The organism is Chloroflexota bacterium, from assembly GCA_011322445.1.
In the GTDB taxonomy this organism is placed as follows: Bacteria; Chloroflexota; Anaerolineae; order Anaerolineales; family DRMV01; genus DRMV01.
This window is the reverse complement of the sequence record DRMV01000009.1, coordinates 1-17243: the sequence shown is the minus strand read 5'-3', so window position 1 is coordinate 17243 and position 17243 is coordinate 1. Positions and strand designations below refer to the sequence as shown.

General features: G+C 65.9%; 12 protein-coding genes. 6 read left to right on the top strand and 6 right to left on the bottom strand.

Going from position 1 to position 17243, the window contains the following annotated elements:
* Nucleotides 1-3 precede the first annotated feature (3 nt).
* On the bottom strand, nt 4-1932 hold the full coding sequence (locus ENJ54_01385; GenBank protein ID HFC08496.1) for a hypothetical protein: 1929 nt from the start codon (nt 1930-1932) through the stop codon (nt 4-6).
* Nucleotides 1933-2031: 99 nt separating this feature from the next.
* Between ENJ54_01385 and ENJ54_01380 the strand changes: the two genes are divergently transcribed.
* The gene (locus tag ENJ54_01380) at nt 2032-3021 is read left to right on the top strand and encodes a hypothetical protein (GenBank protein HFC08495.1); all 990 of its coding nucleotides are present in this window, start codon (nt 2032-2034) and stop codon (nt 3019-3021) included.
* 88 nt (nt 3022-3109) lie between these two features.
* Here ENJ54_01380 and ENJ54_01375 read toward each other — a convergent pair whose 3' ends face one another.
* The 4 genes from ENJ54_01375 to aroF all read right to left on the bottom strand — a co-directional run bounded on the left by ENJ54_01375 (nt 3110) and on the right by aroF (nt 11724).
* Nucleotides 3110-9178: a hypothetical protein gene (locus ENJ54_01375; protein HFC08494.1), complete on the bottom strand. Its 6069-nt coding sequence runs from the start codon at nt 9176-9178 to the stop codon at nt 3110-3112.
* Between the two features lie 90 nt (nt 9179-9268).
* On the bottom strand, nt 9269-9703 hold the full coding sequence (locus ENJ54_01370; GenBank protein HFC08493.1) for a hydrogenase maturation nickel metallochaperone HypA: 435 nt from the start codon (nt 9701-9703) through the stop codon (nt 9269-9271).
* A gap of 79 nt (nt 9704-9782) precedes the next feature.
* Nucleotides 9783-10694 carry a prephenate dehydrogenase/arogenate dehydrogenase family protein gene (locus ENJ54_01365; protein ID HFC08492.1) on the bottom strand — a complete coding sequence of 304 codons (912 nt, stop codon included), beginning with the start codon at nt 10692-10694 and terminating at the stop codon, nt 9783-9785.
* Complete coding sequence (gene aroF / locus ENJ54_01360) at nt 10678-11724, bottom strand: 3-deoxy-7-phosphoheptulonate synthase (protein HFC08491.1); 1047 nt, start codon at nt 11722-11724, stop codon at nt 10678-10680. The genes ENJ54_01365 and aroF overlap by 17 nt, the downstream gene beginning before the upstream one ends.
* Before the next feature lie 342 nt (nt 11725-12066).
* On the opposite strand from aroF, the gene ENJ54_01355 reads away from it, so the two are divergent.
* The 4 genes from ENJ54_01355 to ENJ54_01340 all read left to right on the top strand — a co-directional run bounded on the left by ENJ54_01355 (nt 12067) and on the right by ENJ54_01340 (nt 16384).
* Nucleotides 12067-12834: a hypothetical protein gene (locus ENJ54_01355; protein HFC08490.1), complete on the top strand. Its 768-nt coding sequence runs from the start codon at nt 12067-12069 to the stop codon at nt 12832-12834.
* A 141-nt stretch (nt 12835-12975) separates the two neighbouring features.
* On the top strand, nt 12976-14166 hold the full coding sequence (locus ENJ54_01350; protein ID HFC08489.1) for an FAD-binding oxidoreductase: 1191 nt from the start codon (nt 12976-12978) through the stop codon (nt 14164-14166).
* Nucleotides 14167-14330: 164 nt separating this feature from the next.
* The gene (locus ENJ54_01345) at nt 14331-15161 is read left to right on the top strand and encodes a hypothetical protein (protein ID HFC08488.1); all 831 of its coding nucleotides are present in this window, start codon (nt 14331-14333) and stop codon (nt 15159-15161) included.
* A complete protein-coding gene (locus ENJ54_01340) occupies nt 15158-16384 on the top strand; it encodes a hypothetical protein (protein ID HFC08487.1) in 1227 nt (408 codons plus the stop codon). Before ENJ54_01345 ends, ENJ54_01340 begins: the two co-directional genes overlap by 4 nt.
* Here ENJ54_01340 and ENJ54_01335 read toward each other — a convergent pair.
* Nucleotides 16371-16646, bottom strand: a complete 276-nt coding sequence (locus tag ENJ54_01335) for a hypothetical protein (protein ID HFC08486.1) — start codon at nt 16644-16646, stop codon at nt 16371-16373. The genes ENJ54_01340 and ENJ54_01335 overlap by 14 nt on opposite strands.
* 58 nt (nt 16647-16704) lie before the next feature.
* Here ENJ54_01335 and ENJ54_01330 point away from each other — a divergent pair, with 58 nt between their 5' ends.
* Nucleotides 16705-17115: a hypothetical protein gene (locus tag ENJ54_01330; GenBank protein ID HFC08485.1), complete on the top strand. Its 411-nt coding sequence runs from the start codon at nt 16705-16707 to the stop codon at nt 17113-17115.
* The last annotated feature ends 128 nt before the right edge of the window (nt 17116-17243 follow it).

The following is a 17243-nucleotide window of genomic DNA, read 5'->3' as shown; positions in this document are numbered from 1 at the left end:
GCGCTATTTGCCTTCCACCATCGCCCACAACGCCGGATGGTCGGAAGGGCCAGGGGGCAGGTAGGCTGCCTGGGGCGCGGTCAGGTCGGAGGTGATGAAGATGTGGTCGATGGGGGCGGGCGGCAGATAGGTGCTCGCGCTCCCGCGGCCGCGGGCTACCAGCCAGGCGTCTTGCAGGGTTTCCACCGTACGGCGGTATTGCGGCGTGTTGGGTGTGAAATTGAAGTCGCCCATCAGCACCACCGGCGTCAGCCCCTGGATGGCTTGCAAGAGATTCACTTCTTGCACCATCGGGCCGTGGTTTCCCAGGTGCGTGACCACGACATGCAGGGGGCGATGACCGACGCTCACCGTGGCGAGAATGGCCGCCGTTTGCTCGCCTTTGCTGTACAGGTAGACCGTGCGGGCTTCGAGGATGGGGTAGCGGGAAAGCAGTGCGATGCCAAAGGTGCCGTTCACCGTGGGCGGGCCGTAGTAGGCTTCCATGCCCAATGCATGAGCAAAGTAGCCCACCAGGTCGTTGTTGGCCCCGCTGAGGCGGGCGGTGTCGGATTCCTGCAGGCCGATGATATCGGCGTTCACCTGCCGCATCAGGGCCAGTTGGTCTTCCCAGCCCTTTTGGCCGTCGGCGCGGTAGCCCTGCTGGATGTTGAAAGTGAGCACGCGGGCCTGGAAGGCGGTTTCCTCTGCTGGTTGCGGGCGCGGGGTGCGGGCGTAAGCGAAGCCAACCATTGCAAGCGCCAGCAGGGCAAGGATGCCTCCGCCCATCAGCCGCTCGTTGCGGGAAAGCGCCCCACGGGGCGCGCCGCCCGGAAAGAGGAAGGCGGCCAGCGCCGCCACGGCTGCCGGCAGCGCGTACACCAGCCAGAAGCGGTCGCGCCACAACGGCCCCACCACGGGGATGTAGTCGTAGGTGGTGGTGCAGACGTGGGCGAAGATGAGCACGAGGAGATAAAGCGCCCACAGCCCGAAAGCCGCGCCCAGGGTGCGGGTCGAGGGAGGCGTTTCGTATAGCCGTGCGCTGAAACGGTGGAAGGCTGAGAAGAGCAGCCCAAACGTCAATACGGCCAGCAGCACAGCCCAGCCAGCGTGGGGGATGGATGGCGTGTAGGGGTAGGCGGCGGGGTCCGTGGGGAAGGTGGTTTCCAGGCTGTACAGCCCGCCGCCGAAGAGCACAGCCCACGCTGCCAGCGCCCCCAAGTCAAGGTTGTGCCAGGCGGCCAGCCGTTGCCGCGCCCATGCCAGCGCCACGACGAGCAGCGCCACGCCGGTGAGGCCGTAAAGGAGTGATGGTTGCCAGCCGCCCCAGCGGGCAATCACCGCGGGCGCGGTGAAGGCGGCTTCCAGCAAAAAGAGCACCGAAGCAAGGCCCAGCGCGGCGGCCAGGGCCTTCCCGAAGGTGGGCGCGGCGGCGGGAGGGGGATTTCCCGCGGCGCGGGCAGGTGGCTTGCGCAGGGATGCCAGCCAGCCCCATACGCCTGAGGCGGCTACGGCCCAACCGATGGCCTGCCCGTGAGGGCTGAGCGAAAGGTCAATGCCCGCCCCGGCGGCGCGCAACAACCCCGCGGCGGCAACGGCCCAGGCCAGTCCCAAGGTATTCGCCGTGGCCGGAAGGCGCTTCAGCATCAGGGGCAGCGCCAGCAGCGCCGCGGCAGCCCCAATGCCACCCACCCACAGCACCCCGCGCGTCGGCAGCAGCGGCAGGGCGAGCCGCGCCGCAGCCAGCACGGCCAGCAGCGTTGGCAGCAGCCAGCCGCCGACCTTCCGCCGCCAGAGCGCCAACAGAAAAGGGCTGAGCAGCAGCACCAGCACCCCAATTTCCGGCGGAATGCTGGTGCCCATCAGGCCGAAGGCATACACCGCCGCCACGAACTCCGTGAGGGTCTGGAAGAAAAAGAGAAAAAAGGCGCTTGTGGTCAGCACGGCCAGCATGTTTCGCCTCCCCTGAGAAAACCACGCGGTACAATCTTTACAGGCATTATAGCACTTGAAGGCAAAGGCTGCTGTTCTCTCTATCCAAAGGACGTTCCCATGCGTTTTCGCCGTTGGAAGCGTTGGCTCCGTGACCACCCGGCGTGGGTGCTTTTTGTCATCGCGCCAGTGCTGGCCGAGGTGTTTTCCGGCTCGACGCCGCTCAATGAATTCATCAATCCCCTGGCGTTCATCTCGCTGATGATGCTTTACGGTTCGGGGGCGGTGCTGGCGCGCGAGGCCGTGGTGCGGTGGCGCAAAGGCTGGTTCAGCCTGCTTTTGCTGGGTTTTGCCTATGGCATTTTCGAAGAGGGGCTGGTGGTGCGGTCGTTCTTCAACCCCCACTGGATGGACCTGGGCAATCTGGGCGTTTATGGGCGGGCCTGGGGGGTGAACTGGGTGTGGGTTGAACAGTTGATGCTCTTTCATGCAGTGCTGAGCATTGTCACGACGGTGGCCTTTGTGGAAATCCTTTTTCCTGACCAGCGGGGGCGGCCCTGGCTGCACAGCCGCCGTGCCTGGGGCTTTCATCTCGTCAATCTGGCGCTGGTGCTGCTCATCGGGCGCGCCCTCACCCCTTACGATGCGCCCGATGTCGGCGTGCTTTTGTGCTGGTTGAGCATTATGGCGCTGATTGGGCTGGCGCGGGTGTGGCCTGTTTGGCCCCGGGCAGCGCGCGGCGGGAATCCGCCGCACCCGCTGGCTTTTTTCTCCCTCGGTTTTTTGGGCATGTTGTTGATGTTCTTTCTGGTGTCGCAGGGTGCTGATGCTGGGCGTTACCCGCCGCTGGTTGCCATGGCGCTGCTGGCGCTGGAAGCCGGCGTGGTGCTGGCGGTCGTCCTGCGCTGGAGCGGCCACGGCAGCCGTTGGAACGACCGCCACCGCTTTGCTTTGCTCGCTGGCGAGTTGAGTTTTCTGCTCGTTTTCACCGCGCTGCTGGCAGGGCGGGTGTATCCGGTAATGTATGTAACCAGCCCGATCTTCCTGCTGGGGCTGGGGTGGATTTATCGCCACATCTCACGCCGCGTGGCGGCGGAGGCGGAAGTGTAAGCAAGCGGAAAGCCCCCCGTTGCCTGGGAAATCAAACCGCCCCCGCAGATTGGCCTGCGGGGGCGTGGGTGTTCTGGGGAGACCGTTTTCAGGGTTTGATTTCCACCACCACACCGTTGCTGCGCCCGCGCACATCGGGGAAGAAGACCTCGCCGGCGGTGGCCGGTCGCACCTGATAGGCGCCAGGCACCGCGGCGCGGGCATTGTACACAATGGTGTAAACGCCCGCGGGCAGGAAGTCGGCTGAGAAGACGACGCGTTCGTCGTAGGCTTCCCGATGGTAGAAGTACCAGCCACCCCAACCGTAGCGGCGGAAATCTTCCCACGAGAAGGCGTCGGTGGCTTCGGGCTTCCAGGTGCGGTTGGGGTCGAGGGCTTCCATGCCCGCGGGGAGGTAGTCGGTGAGCAGCACATGCCGCAAGTCGTGGGGGGCGACCACCGTGAGCCGCACCTGCACCAGCGCGCCCACCGGGAAGGTGGTGACGGGCGTGTTCAGGTCGTTCAGCAGGTAGTAAGCGCGGGAAACCGCCACGCCGTCGGCACGGGCGCGCAATTGGCCTGCGGGCAGTACGGTGGTCAGGTAGGCGCTGGCGTAGAGCGTCCCCGGCCCGGCGGTGCGGCGGATGGCGAGGTCGTTGGGCGCGCCCAGGCGGAGGTCGGCGGCGTGCCAGGTGAAGTGCTGCGGTGCGAGGTTGCTTTGGGGTGTGATGTTCAAAGCGGCAACCTGCCTGCCGTTGAGGGCAATGGTGGCCTGGTAGTTGGGGTGGCTTTCGCCGCTGAAGCGTACCCAGTGCGCAAGGGCGAGCACCGCAACAGCCGTGTTCTGCCCGCCTGCCCAGCGGCCGCGGGCATCGCGGTTTTGCATCAGCCAGCGCACCACATTGGGCAGGAAGGGCGCTTGGGGATCGGTTTCCAGCAGGGCGTCCAGGGCCAGGGCGGTGGTGGCGGTGTCGGTGCCCCACATCCAGCCGGGGCCAGGGCTGTGGTCCCAGTAGGCACCGGCGGCGGAAAGCACCACCGTGTTTTCCACCCGCCGCAGGATGGGCGTAGTGAAGGCGTCGCCCATGCCGGTGGCCTGGGCGGCGTGTAGCAGCAGTGCCCAGCCGGTGATGCCCATGCCGTGGTCGGCGGCTTTCTTGTTGAGAGCGTAGATTTCCGTGGTTAGCGTCCCCGGGAAGCGGAACGGCAGCCGGACGAGTGTATCGATGAGGAAAGCGCGGCTTTCCAGCGAGAGCGGCTGGGCCGCGGCGGAGAAGGTTTTGCCTGGGGCAGGGCTTTTGGGCTGGCGGGTGAGGGCGAGGTAGAGGTTGTCGGCGGCGGCGCGCAGCACGCGCTGGTCGGTGGTGTAACCGGCGCGGGCGGCTTCTGAGAGGGCGAGGGTGGCGTAGGCCGTGGGCAGGGGGGCGGTATCGCCCTGGGGGCACCAGCCCCACCCGCCGTCGGGGTGTTGGGTGGCTTCCAGCGCCTGCACGGCCTGTTGGACGGCGGTGTCCAGTTGGGCTTTGTTTTGGGGCGTCGCGCCGAGGGCCTGGAAGGCCTGGGCTGCGGCCGCGTTGGCGAGCAGGTTGTCGGCCCAGGCGTAGGTGCAATGGCTTTCCGGCGGCTGGCCCACGCTCAGGCTTTGGGCCAGGCCGGCGGTGAGCGAGGCGGCCACATCCAGCCGGAGGGTCACATCGGCGGCGTCGGCGGGCGGCAACACGGTTTCGTGGATTTCGGCGGCCTGGGTCAGGGCGTGGGCGGTGCCCACGATTTCGTCGGTGGTGAACTGATAGACCGGAATGCCGCCGTCGGGCAGCGTGGTCAGGATGGGGCGGGTGGCGTCGCGGTAGTTGCCGGCGCGGGCTTCTACCACCAGGTCGACGCGGGTGGCGGTGAGGGGCACGGAAGCCTGCCAGGCCACCGCGGCCTGCCCTTTGGCGGGTACGGTGACTGTTTGCTCGACCGGGCTTTGCAACGTGAGGCCGTCGGCGCGGGTGAGGCGCACGGTGGCTTGCAGGGGGGTGTCGGTGGCGTTGTGCACCACGGCCTGAATGCGGGGCTGGTCGCCGCCGGTGAAGAAGGCGGGCGTGTGCAACCGCACGAAGAAGGGCCGGTTGACGGTGATTTCAGCAGTGGCAGTGCCCACGCGCGTGTCGGCGGTGATGGCGCGGGCGCGCATCACCCAGGTGGTCATGTTATCGGGCAGCGTGATGCTGACGGTGGCGCGCCCTTGCGCGTCGGTCTGGACGTTGGCCCGCCAGTAGGCGGTGTCGCGGAAGGTCTCCCGCACCGGGATCACGCCGCCCAGGTCGGCGCCTTTTTCGCCCCCGCCGCTGCCCATGCCTTCCCCTTCCGGCAGCCATTTGCGGACGCGTGCGTCGTAGGCTTCCAGATCGTTCACCAACCCCAGCGCCGTGGCAACGCGCAGGCCATACATCGGGTAAAGCCGCTGGAGCAGGCTGAAAGTGTCGGGGGCGAGGGCGTAGATGGCTTTGTCGACCAGGGCGAGGGAAACCTCGGCGGGCACGGGCTGGCCGTCGTGGGTGCGGGTGGTGATGGTGAAGCGGGCCGTTTCGCCGGGGGCCAGGTGGTCGCGGTCGGGGGTGAGGGTGACTTCCAGTTGTTGGGCGTCTAACGCCACCGGCAGCCGCACGATGGCGCTGCGGAAATCGGCCGGACGGTCGCCTTCGGGCGGGCGCAGGGTGAGCAGTGAGGCGTAAACCACCGGCGCCATGTCGGCCGTGAGGGGGATGTTCAGCAGCGTGTTGGGCTGGTCGAGCCGCACGACCTGGTGGGTGAAGATGTGCTCCCGCGCCACGGTGAGCAGCGCGTAAGTTGGCTTGCCGAAAGGCTGGGGCGCCAGCAGGTGGGCGGTTCCCCCGGGGTGGTAGGACGATTTGTCGGGGATGAGTGGGAGGGTGTGTTCGCCTTGTGCCCACAGCAGGGCTTCTTTGCCTGCAACCCAGAAGCGCAAGGAAGCCTCGCGGCGGCGGCCGTCGCGATCGCGGGCGGCAGCGGTGAAGCGATACGTGCCGCTGTGGTCGGGCGTAAAGGTGACCGTGGCGCGCCCTTTGTCGTCGGTGGTGAGGCTGTCGAAGGTCGTCACGGGGAGGGTTTCCAGGGTGTCTTTCCAGTGCAGAATGCCGCTGGCGTCGCGCTGCTGCACGCTGTGCCAGCGTTCTTCTTCCACGTTCAGCGTGAGGGGGTAATGGGGCAAGGGGCGGCCGTTGGGGTCGAGCACCACCAGGTGAATGGTGGTGGGCTGGCCCGCGATGCCCGTCCAGCCTTCGGTTTTCAGACCGACGTAAAGGTTGCTTTTCCGCACCACGATGGTCGTGTGCCCGTCGGCAGTGTTGCCGCCCGCGTCGGTCACGGAAGTCCACACGGCGAGTTGCTGGTCGCCGCTTTGCAGGGCGATGGGCGCCTGCACGGGGATGACCGCGTGCCCCTGGGCGTCGGTGGTGGTTTTGCCGCTCTGGGGCGGTTGCTCGGTCGCCTGGGCGCTCGGTGCGCCGCCAGAGAAGTAAAAGTCCCATGCCCAGGCGGTGGTTTGCTGGAAGGTGTAGTCGGCCCAGGCTTCAGGCGGGCGGAAGGTGTAAGGCTGCACTTCCACGTGGTAGTTCACCGCCGCGTGGGTCACTGCGTCGCCGGCGTAGTAAGTGGCGGTGAGGTCCACTGTGGTGCGGCCGCCAGGCATGAGCGCAGGCACGTGGGGCGTGAGGTGCACTTCAAAAACCGGTTTGTGATAGAGCGCTACCCGCACGCTCCCCCAGCCGATGGCGTCGCCTTTGGGCTCGAGGCGGATGGTCCAGGTGTAGGTGCCGGGCGGGGCTTCCTCGGCCAGCAGCACCGAGCCGTGGAAAGTGCCCAGCGTCGAGAGGGGCAGGCGTTGCTGACTGATGATTTTGCCCTCGTGGGAAAGGCTAACCCATACGGCTGTGGCTTCGGGCAGGGTGTAATGCAGGTCGTGGTTGCGTCGCACCAGGCCTTTGAAGAAGATTTCTTGACCGGGGCGGTAGAGGGGGCGGTCGGTGTAGATGAGGGCGGTGAGGTCGTGGGGGCGGGTGTAAGCCGCGTCCCAGTAGGAAGCGGCCAGGGGCTGCTGGAAGTTGGCCGCGCCCCAGTGCGCATCGGTGAAGGCGAAGCGGTCGGCGGTGTGCACGAGGGCGAAGCGGGCCGCGTGGGGCAGGTTGGGCCAGGAAGCCACCCCGTTGGCGTCGGTGGTGACGATGCCCGCGTCGTTTAGCGTGGGGGGATAGTCTTCGACATCGGCGGTGAAAAGGCGCACCGGCAGGTCGGGTTGGGGCGCGCCTGCCTCGAGGTCGGTGGCCCACACCAAAGCGTCGGCAGGGCCGGTTTCCAGGGTGAGGTTATCGGTGGAAACCAGCAGCCAGTAGGCGCGGTCGCGGTCGTATTTCTGGTGGGGTTCGTGGTGAAGGATGAGGCAGTAGGCGCCTGGGGGGAGCGGCTTGCCCCGGTTGAGGCGGCTGAGGGAGAACTGGAGGGCGTGGGTGGCGTCGCGGGTGGCGGTGGCTACGGCTTCCGGCTGCAAGATACCCAGCGGCTGCCCCTGCGGTGAGCAGGCTGCCCCGCGGTTGAGGGAGGCTATCAGCGTGGCATCCGCCATCGGGTAGAGGCTGAGGGTGGCGCTTTCCAGGTTGGCATAGCGTAGCCAGACGGTTTGGGGGCCGTCGGCGCGTACCACGGCCGGTTCGGAGGGAAGCAGCAACTCGGCACGCGGTTGCAGATGGGCGGTGGTGATGCGGAAGGTGTAGGCTTCTTTTAGCGTCTGGCCGAAGCGGTCGGGCAGGCCGGGCAGCAGGGTGATGGTGTAAGGGGTGCCCGCTTCCAGCGAGCCGATGAACAGGCGACGATCGTAAACCTGAACCTTGACGGTGGGGGGAGTGGGCGAGATGCGGATGTATTGGGTCACGTTTTTGGGGTCGGGGTAGGTGTTGAACTCCACCTGGACCCATGGATCGTAGCCTTGTTGGGTCTGGCCGTTGGCGGGAAACGTGTTCAGCACGCGCGGCAGCCCGGCGGTGTGAAAAGCAAAGCGGTAGGCGCGCCCCAATGTGCCACCGTCCTGGCTGTGGGCCGTCGCGGCAATGGTGAGGGTGTAAGTCGCGCCGGGGCTGAAGAGGCCCTGGGGCACAAGGGTCAAGCGGGTACTGTCCTTGTTCCAGCGGGCTTTCATCGGCGGTGTAAGCGCCCCCTCCTCCGCCTGCAGCGTCACGGCCTGCTCGGTGGTGGTTTTGTCCATCGGCTGGCTGAAGGTGATTTGCAGGGCGGCGTCAAGGCGGGCGTAGTCCAGGGGCTGATCTTCTTCGATGCCCCAGCCGTCGGCGCTGACGCGGCGGACTCGCGCCGCGTGGGTGTGGAAAGACCACGTCACTGGCGCGGAGAGCGTTTCGCCGCTCAGCGTTTGCACCCCTGCTGGCAGGGTGACGGTGTAGGTCGTGTTGCTGGTGAGGGGCTGGTCGGGGTGGAAGGTGTAGATGGCCGTGCTGATCCATGCGCCGTTGCCTTCCACGGCGGGGGAAATTTTGAGGGGCAGCGGGGTGGCGGCTTCGCGCGTGGTCAGCGGCACGACGGGCTTGTTGAACACCACGGTGATGTCGCTTTTCACTGGCACGTCTTCGCTGTCTTCGGCGGGGAAGACGCGCAGCACGGCAAAGGCAGCCTCGGTGGTGTAGGCCAGGCGGAGAGGGGCTGCGAGTGGGGTGCCGTCGGCGGCGCGCAGGCTGGCGTCGAACACCGCGGTGTAGGTGCTCTCAGGCGTCAGCGGCTGGGCGGGCGTGAAACGGAGGGTGCGGGCGTTGGGGAAATCCACGCGGCCCGCGACCGGCTGCTGGGTGGCGTCAAGCAATTGGAAGGCGCGAGGCGCGCTGGCAGGGTCAAGAGGGCGGCTGAAGGTGAAGGTAAGCACCCCTTGCAGCGGCAGCGCGGCGCCCTTGGGCGGCGAAGCCTGCACCAGCACCAGCCCGGTGGGGGTAGGCGTGAAAGGGAGCAGGGTCGGCGCCGCAGCCACCGAGGTCGCAGCAGCAGAGATGGAAGGCAAAGGCGTTGCCGGGCCGCAGGCTGCAACGGCGAGAAGCAGAAACGCCGGCACGGCCCCCATGATAAGCCTGCGGAATATGGACATTGGAACCTCCCAGGGAAAGACGCGAACCGTCATGGAGATTATAGCATGGGAAAAACGCCCAGGTCCCGCCGTGCGCTGGACAGGCGGGACCTGGGGGATGGAGTGAGGAGGCCGTGGAGGTGGTTAGTTTGCTGTGGTGATGTCTTCCACGATGGCGCAATCGTCGCCCACGAGTGTGGCCGTGTGGCCGGCGCGACATTGAGGGCACGGCACATTCTGTTTGCGCGAGGCAAAGGTGTGGCCGCAGTAAGGGCACTTTTGGATGAAAGGTACTTCGCGATAGAGGATGTGCGCGCCCTGGCATACGGTTTCGGGGGCGTATTGGTCCCAATAGAACCGCACCAGCCTTTCATCCAGCCCGGCGCATTTGGCCGCGGCGATTTTGACTTCCAGCACCGGTTTGCCGTTGGCCTGTTGGCAGGCTGCTTCGATCAGCCGCTGCACCAAACTGGCTTCACGAGACTTGATTTGGGTGTTCATTCTGGCACCTCCGAGGTGAAGAGCCGCTGCCCGCGCGGGGCAGAGGGAGTTATCGTTTCTGTCTTGAGAATAGCACATGCGGGCACATTTAGCAAGTGACAAACTTCACTAATTAGGCCGTACATTCGGGCAACGCTGGGCCTCAGGGTGTCACGGGTCAAGGCTCGCCGGGGGGCGGCGTGGTCAACAGGCGGTGTCGTTGGGGCGGCCCTTCGGCCAGCAGGGCTTTCAAGGCACGGGGGTCGTCGTTGGCGAGGGCGGTTTCCAGAGCGTCCAGCGTGGTGCGGAAATGGCGCAGGGCTTCCAGCACAGGGCGGCGGTTGGTGGTGAGGATGTCGGCCATCATGTGGGGCGGGGAAGCGGCCAGCCGGGTGGTGGAACGAAAGCCGGGGCCAGCGATGCGGGCGGCTTCTGGGGGGGTGCTCAGCGTGAGGGCGAGGCTGAGCAGGTAGGGCAGGTGGCTGATGGCCGCGGCATGGCGGTCGTGGGTGGTGGCGTCGAGCCAGAGCGGCCGCGCCTGCAAAGCGCCGGCCAGCGTCAGAGCAAAGGCGCGGGCGCGCGGCGTGGTGCGGGAGAGAGGTGTGAGGACGAAAGGCGCGTCGCGAAACAGGTTGGCCTCGGCGTGGGCAAACCCGCCATGTTCTTTTCCTGCCATCGGGTGCCCGCCAATGGGGTCGAAACGCGGTGGTAACGCGGCCATGCGGGTGGTGATGGCGGTTTTCGTCGAGCCGACGTCCAGCACGATGGCCGGGCTGGGCTGCCAGGAAGGTAAAGCGTCGAGCAGTGCCAGGATGGTGCGCACAGGGGCGGCCAGGATGACCACGTCGGCGGCGGGGAGGAGCGCCGCGGGGTCGTCTGAGATGGCGTCCAATGCACCGCTGGCCTGTGCCAGCGCGCGGGCTTTGGGGCTGGGGTCCACCCCCAGCAGGGCGGCGCATTGGCCTTGCAGCGCCAGCGCCAGCGAGCCGCCGATTAGCCCCAGCCCCACGATCGCCACGCGCGCGCGGTGCAACGGAAAGTCAGCCGCAAAGTCGGCTTCTCCGTCGTCGGCTTCAGTCGGCGGCCACATGGGGCACCTCGTGCAGGGTTTCCTGGCCCAAGGCTTGCGCAATGGCGCGCGCCTCGGTGACCAGGCGGGCGAAGCGTTCCGGCTTGAGCGATTGCGCGCCGTCCGAGAGGGCTTCCGCGGGGTGCGGATGCACTTCCACGATGAGCCCGTCGGCACCGGCGGCAATGGCTGCTCGTGCCACGGGAGAAACATACGCCCAGTGGCCGGTGCTGTGGCTGGGGTCTAAAATCACGGGCAGCGAGGTGCGTGCTTTGAGCGCAGGGATGGCGTTGATGTCGGTGGTGTTGCGGGTGGCGGTTTCGTAAGTGCGGATGCCGCGTTCGCACAGCACCAGGTTTTCGTTGCCGCTGCTGAGGATGTATTCGGCGGCGAGCAGCAGTTCGTCGAGGGTGGCGCTCATGCCGCGCTTGAGTAAGATGGGTTTGCCGCTGGCGCCCGCGGCGCGCAGCAGGGCATAGTTTTGCATGTTGCGGGCACCGATTTGCAGCATGTCGGCGTAGCGGGCGACCAGCGGCACCAGTTCGGGCGACATCACCTCGGTGACGACGGGCAGGCCAGTGGCTTCCCGGGCCTCCGCGAGCAGTTCCAGGCCGCGCTCGCCCAGCCCCTGGAAGGAGTAGGGCGAAGTGCGGGGTTTGAAAGCGCCACCGCGGAGAATTTGCGCGCCGGCTTCCTTGACGGCATGGGCGGTTTCGAGCAACTGGGCGCGGCTTTCGACCGAACATGGCCCGGCGATGAAAACCGGCTCACCGCCGCCGCCAATGCGCACCCCTCTAACCATCACTGCGCGATCCGTGGGGTGGAATTCCCGCGAGGCAAGTTTGTAAGGGCGGGAAAGGGGGACCACGCGCGCCACCCCTGGCAGCCGCAAGAAGGCATCGGGCTCGGCGCGTCGCGCTTCCCCCACCACGCCGATGACCACGCGTTCTTCCCCCTGTGAGATGTGGGGCTGGAACCCGTGGCGGCGGATGGCCTCGAGGACGGTTTGCACATCCTCTTCGCTGGCGTGGGCGTGCATTACGATCATCATGGGGCACCTCCAAACTGCGGAAATGGGTCGGCCTGGCAAGACGGCGTTAAAGCAAAAGGGCGAGGCCGTCAGACCTCGCCCGGACGCTCAGGGGGTTTTCCCTGCTCACGCGCCACGAACGGCCTGCGGCAGCGGGCCGTTACCCTGGGCGTAATAAAAGCCAAACGCGTGAGTGGGAAGGGGAGTATTCATTGCGCTCAATTTTACGGCAGAAGCGTCATTTGTCAAGGAATTGGTTTCGGACGTGTCAAAAGGTGCTTGCGCCTTTAGCGCTTTTCATGTATGCTTAGGATAGTCGTGTCGGGGGCTTCCCCCTTTTTCTGTCTTGAAGGAGGGTTTGCAATGACCAAGCGAAGACTGTTGGAAGGCATCGTCGGCCTGGTGCTGGGCGTGGTGATGGCGTTGGGGCAATCGTGGTTCCCGGCGCAGGGCGCGGTGCCTGGTTATGTCGGCTATCCGTATTTCTACATCGCCGCGGTGCAGCGCGATACCAGTGTAACGATCTCCCCCTACAACTTCCCGCCGAATGACACTTTTACGGTGCGGATGAACTATTATGGCACATATGGCGTGGGAGGGTACGTTGTGGGCACGGTCACCACCGACGCCAGCGGCACGTTGAGCAACACAACCTTCAGTGTGCCTGCTCAACTGGCGGGGCAGGTGCGCATCGCCATTCGGTTGGAAAGCCCCACGACGGGCTACTATGCCTACAACTGGTTCTGGAACAATGACACGGCCGTCACGGCCACGCCTGCCCCGAGCGCGACCCCCGCGCCGACGGCCACGCCGCTGCCTTATCCGGGCTATCCTTACTTCTACATCACCGCGGTCGCGCGCAATAGCAGTGTGACCATCAAGCCGCACAACTTCCCGGCTAACGATACCTACACGGTGTACATGAACTACTACGGCACGTACGGCGTGGGCGGGTACGTGGTCGGTACGGTCACCACCGATGCCAGCGGCAACCTGAGCACGACGACGTTTAGCATCCCGTCGCAACTGGCGAATGTGGACCGTATTGCCATTCGGTTGGAAAGCGCGACCACAGGCTACTATGCCTACAACTGGTTCTGGAACTTTGACGCGACGGTGCCCGCGCCGTAGGGCAGGGCGCAGGCACCGCGTGACACTTTCCCAATGGTTATCGCGTGGGGGCGCAGCGCCGCTGCGCCCCTGCGGCTTGCCGTCATCTTGACAGGCCGGTGTGGCCTGTTCATCACCCTATGACCTTGGGAGAAAGGTAACATGACCATCACGGCTGATGTCATCATCGTAGGCGGGGGCGTCCACGGTGCAAGTTTGGCGTTTCACCTGGCGCAGCGAGGGCTCAAGCCCCTGGTGCTGGAACGCAAGTTTGTGGCTGCAGGCGCGACAGGGCGTTCCAGCGGCCTGGTGCGGATGCACTATGACCTGCGCCTGGAGTGTGAACTGGTGTGGAAGTCGTTTGAGTACTTCCGCAATTGGGATGAAATCGTTGGGGGGTCCTGCGGTTTCATCCGAACCGGCTTCATTCGCATCGTGCCCCCGGCCTATGAAGACGCGCTGCGGGCCAATGTGGCGATGCAGCAAGAAGTGGGCATTCCTACCTTCCTTGTGACAGCCGACGATGTCAGGCGGCTGGCTCCCTATTTTGTGACCGACGATTTTTCGGTTGCGGCTTATGAGCCGGAATCCGGTTATGCCGACCCCCCGGCCACGGCGGCCAGCCTGATGGATGCTGCCCGCCGCCTGGGAGCGCAGTTGAAGACCGGGGTGACGGTGAGCGAGGTGTTGACCACGGAAAGCCGTGTGCTGGGTGTGCGCACTGCCGACGGGGAGACCTACCATGCCCCCATCGTGGTCAATGCCGCGGGGGCCTGGGCCGACCGTCTGGCGCGGACTGCCGGGGTGGAGATTCCCTCTTTTACGACATGGAGCCACGACGTGATGTTCATCCGCCGCCCCAAGCGGCTTGGCCCCACTCACCCCTCGGTGATCGACGATACCCAAGAGATGTATTTCCGCCCTGAGCAGGGCGGGCTCACGCTGGTGGGGTTAGAAGTCGGCAACCCCATTGGGGAAGACCCCGATACCGACACCGAGCATCCCCACCCCGGCTTTGTCGAGCGGGCCGTTGAACACGTTTGCCGCCGTGTACCTGCTATGGAGGAAGGCTCGCTCCACAGCGCCCATCGCGGCTACGATGGCCTTTCCGACGACCAGCGGGCCATCATCGGCCCGGCGGGGCCTGAAGGTTTTTGGCTGAACTGTGCGCACAGCGGCACGGGGTTCAAAATTTCGCCGGCAGTGGGCCTTAGCCTGGCCGAATGGATGCTGGACGGTGCGCCTCGCACGGTGGATATTCGCCCCTTTGGGCTGGAGCGCTTTGCGGCGGGCAAACCGCTGCGCGGCGAGCACCCCTACGCGGCGATCTGGCGGGCAGAAGGGGAGGACTGAGGGAAAGGCGCCCGCTGGCCGGGTAGCAGTGTGAGATAACGCATCCCGCGCGTGGTCGGCGCGGGATGCGTGTTGTCGGGTCTGGAGCAGGTGTGGGGGCTGAAGGAGGGGTTTCCTGCTGCCACCACGACCCTGTGGGTGGCGGTGAACTTCGAGGGGTAAAGATGGCATCACGGCGTGCATGGTGGGAGAGAACGCTGTTCCTGTTGCTGGTGCTGGCAGCGGGCGGCAGCGTGTTGTTTGGCGTGCTGCGCGCACCGACCCCCGTGGAGGTGGTGGTCACGCCGCCGGCGGCCACGGTGTTGGTGCCGGCCATGCCCGCACCGCGCCCCACCGCAACGGCGACGCCCCCGCCTACCCCCACGCCGCACCCGACCGCGCCGCCCGTGCCCACAGGCGCGGCTGTGCCTTCCCCTACACTTGCTCCCACCCCTACCCCCACCCCTTCGCTGCCATCACTGGCTGCGTTTGTCGCAGCCCTGCAGCGCGAGCATCGCCCGTCTGAGGCTGTGGTGGGCTTGTACCTTCCCGGTGTGTTGGCCGCGCGGGTTGTTGAGCAGCCGCCAGGGAAAGATGGCTTCGTGGCCGCGTTGCCCGGTACCGTGACGCGCTTTCGGCTGGCTGCCCGTTATTATGGCACGCTGGGCTTCCTGGCGCACAACACGCTGGCGGGGGCGGCTTTTTTCCATTTGAAAGCGGGGGACGTGTTTTATGTGATCCGTGGCGATGGCGGCGTGGAAGCATATTTGGTCACCCAGTTGGTGCGATACCGTGCCTTGCAGCCCGATTCGCCGTATTCCGCCTTTATTGACCTGGCGACGGGCGAGCGTCTGACGGTGGCAGAGGCTTTTCGGCGCACTTACGGCAGTGCACAAGGCGGTGCCGTGTTGCAAACTTGCATTGCCCGAGGGAAAAAGACGACATGGGGGCGCTTGTTTGTGCTGGCGCGCGCCCTGGGAAGATGGGATATAATTCCCTCTGGAGGTACGCAATGAAGCGAATGTGGAGTGTGCTGGTTGGGGTAGGCGCTGTACTGTTGGGGTACAGCGGCCTGTTGGCACCGTGGTGGGGTGAGCGGGCTGCGCCGCAGTTGGTGCATGATCTGGTGCTGGCGTTGAGCCAGGGGGGCGATGTGGCGCTTGTAAGCCGCTTGTTAGGGGCCTTGGTGGTGTTGTATGTGCTGATGGCGGCATTGGCAGCACTGTGGAGCGCCTGTCGCCGAGGCAGCCCTTGGGCAGGCACCGGCGCGATGGCGGTGAGCGTGGCGGGCATTTTGGTGGCGTGGTTCCTTTTGTCCCGGGGTGCGGCGTGGGCTGGTGCATTCGCCGCGGTGTTGGGCTTTTTGCTGGTCGGGGCGGGTTGCTATGGCGAACTGCAGCATCAGGTCGGCCCGTGGTCGCGGGCGCGCCGGAAGGCAGCGGCGCTTTGGGCGCCGCGCGCCCAGGCAGCACGGGAAGCCGGCACGGTGGTGACCGTGGCGGTATGCCGTGACCTCGTGCCCCTTTCCCCCGAGGCGCAGCACCCTTTGCAGGCCAGGATGCGCGCCCACGATGACGTCATATTCTTTACCGAGGGGGGCATTTTCTGGCTGGAAGGCACCCCCTGCGACGGCGCTCGCGAAGCCGTCAACCGTTTGCGCAAGCGGTTTCCCCCCGAGGGCGCAGCCTGCTGCGGGTTGGCGTGTGCCGCTGGCGAATTGGTGGATGTCTCGGCTTTGCTGGCAGCAGCAGCCAGAGCGCAGGCGTTTGCGGCGCTGGTAGGCGCGCCGGTGCAGGTTGCGGCTGAAGCCCGTTTGCCCGCGGTTTTGCGCGCCACCACAGCCGAAGCCCCCGCCGACCCCGCCCTGTTGCGCACCGCGGCCGCGACGTGGGAAGCCCACGCGCGGCCCTGCCAGGCGCTTGTCGTTCACTTTGCCCCTGCTGCCTTGGGCACAGCCCTGGAAGCCGAGGCGGCGCGTGTGTTGCGCGTGGGTGATCATGTTTTGCCGCTTACGCCGCATCGGCTGCTGGTGTTGTTGCCTTCGACCGATGCCGCGGGGGGCGCTCGCGTGCAGATGCGCTTGCAACAGCACCTCACGGCTTTTGCCGGGGTGGCCGAGGGCGTGGTGGCAGTCTATCGCCTGCCGGTGGAAGACTTTTCCAGCGGTGAGGCGTTAGTGGGGGCGGCCTTGCGCCTGCCGGGAGAAGCGTGGGCGGAGGCCGGAGTTACTTCTTTTTGAGGAAGACGGCCCAGGTAATGAAAGTGATCACCAGATGGCGTTGACCAGCGCCGTCGACGTAATCCGCGTCGACGTGCAGCGCGCCGACGCGCCCTTCGTTGGTGTAGTAGCAGAACGACAGCCCTACATAGCGCGAGAGGTTGAGCAACGCATTGTTTTCCGGATCGTAAGGAGCGTTGTAGCAATCGGCGATATCGGGGGGCCAGAAGTAGAGGGGGCCATAGAACGCCACGTGCAGGCCCACATGCCGCAGTTCGTCCACCTGCGAGCCGGAGCGGTGGTAGGCAATATCTTTGCTGCCGTTATCCAGGTTGATGGTTTTGTCGAATACGAAATCGACCTTCCCTTGCCGGAAGATGGGCGTGCCGGGCGTGGCCGTGGCGGTGGGGGAAGGCGTGAAGGTGGGTGTGGCCGTCGGCGGGATGGGCGTAGGCGTGGGAGAAGGTGTGACCGTGGGCGTGGCCGTCGGCGGAAGGGAGGTGGCGGTGGGCGGCATTGTGGGCCTCAGCGTGGCGGTGGGAGACGGCGTGGGGCGGGGCGCGCAGGCCGTGGCGATGAGGGCCAGCAGAGCGAGCCCCAACCATCCCTGGCGGGCAAGGCGGAAGACAGTGGAAAGGCGCATGGAGAAAACTCCTCGGGGTAGGCAAACCATAAAGAAGCGCGGCAGTGATATTTTACTCCCCCTGCGGCCGACTGCAAAATCGGGTATCATTGAGGGGGAGCACTCATAAGTTGTAGAATCAGGCAGCAAGGGGCCAGCCGGTGGTGGGAGACCAAGCATCGCTCAACCAGGCTGCTCGCGCTTTGGCGGTCATTTCAGCCCCGTATGGCGTCCATCGAGCACCGGCTCGTTTGAGCC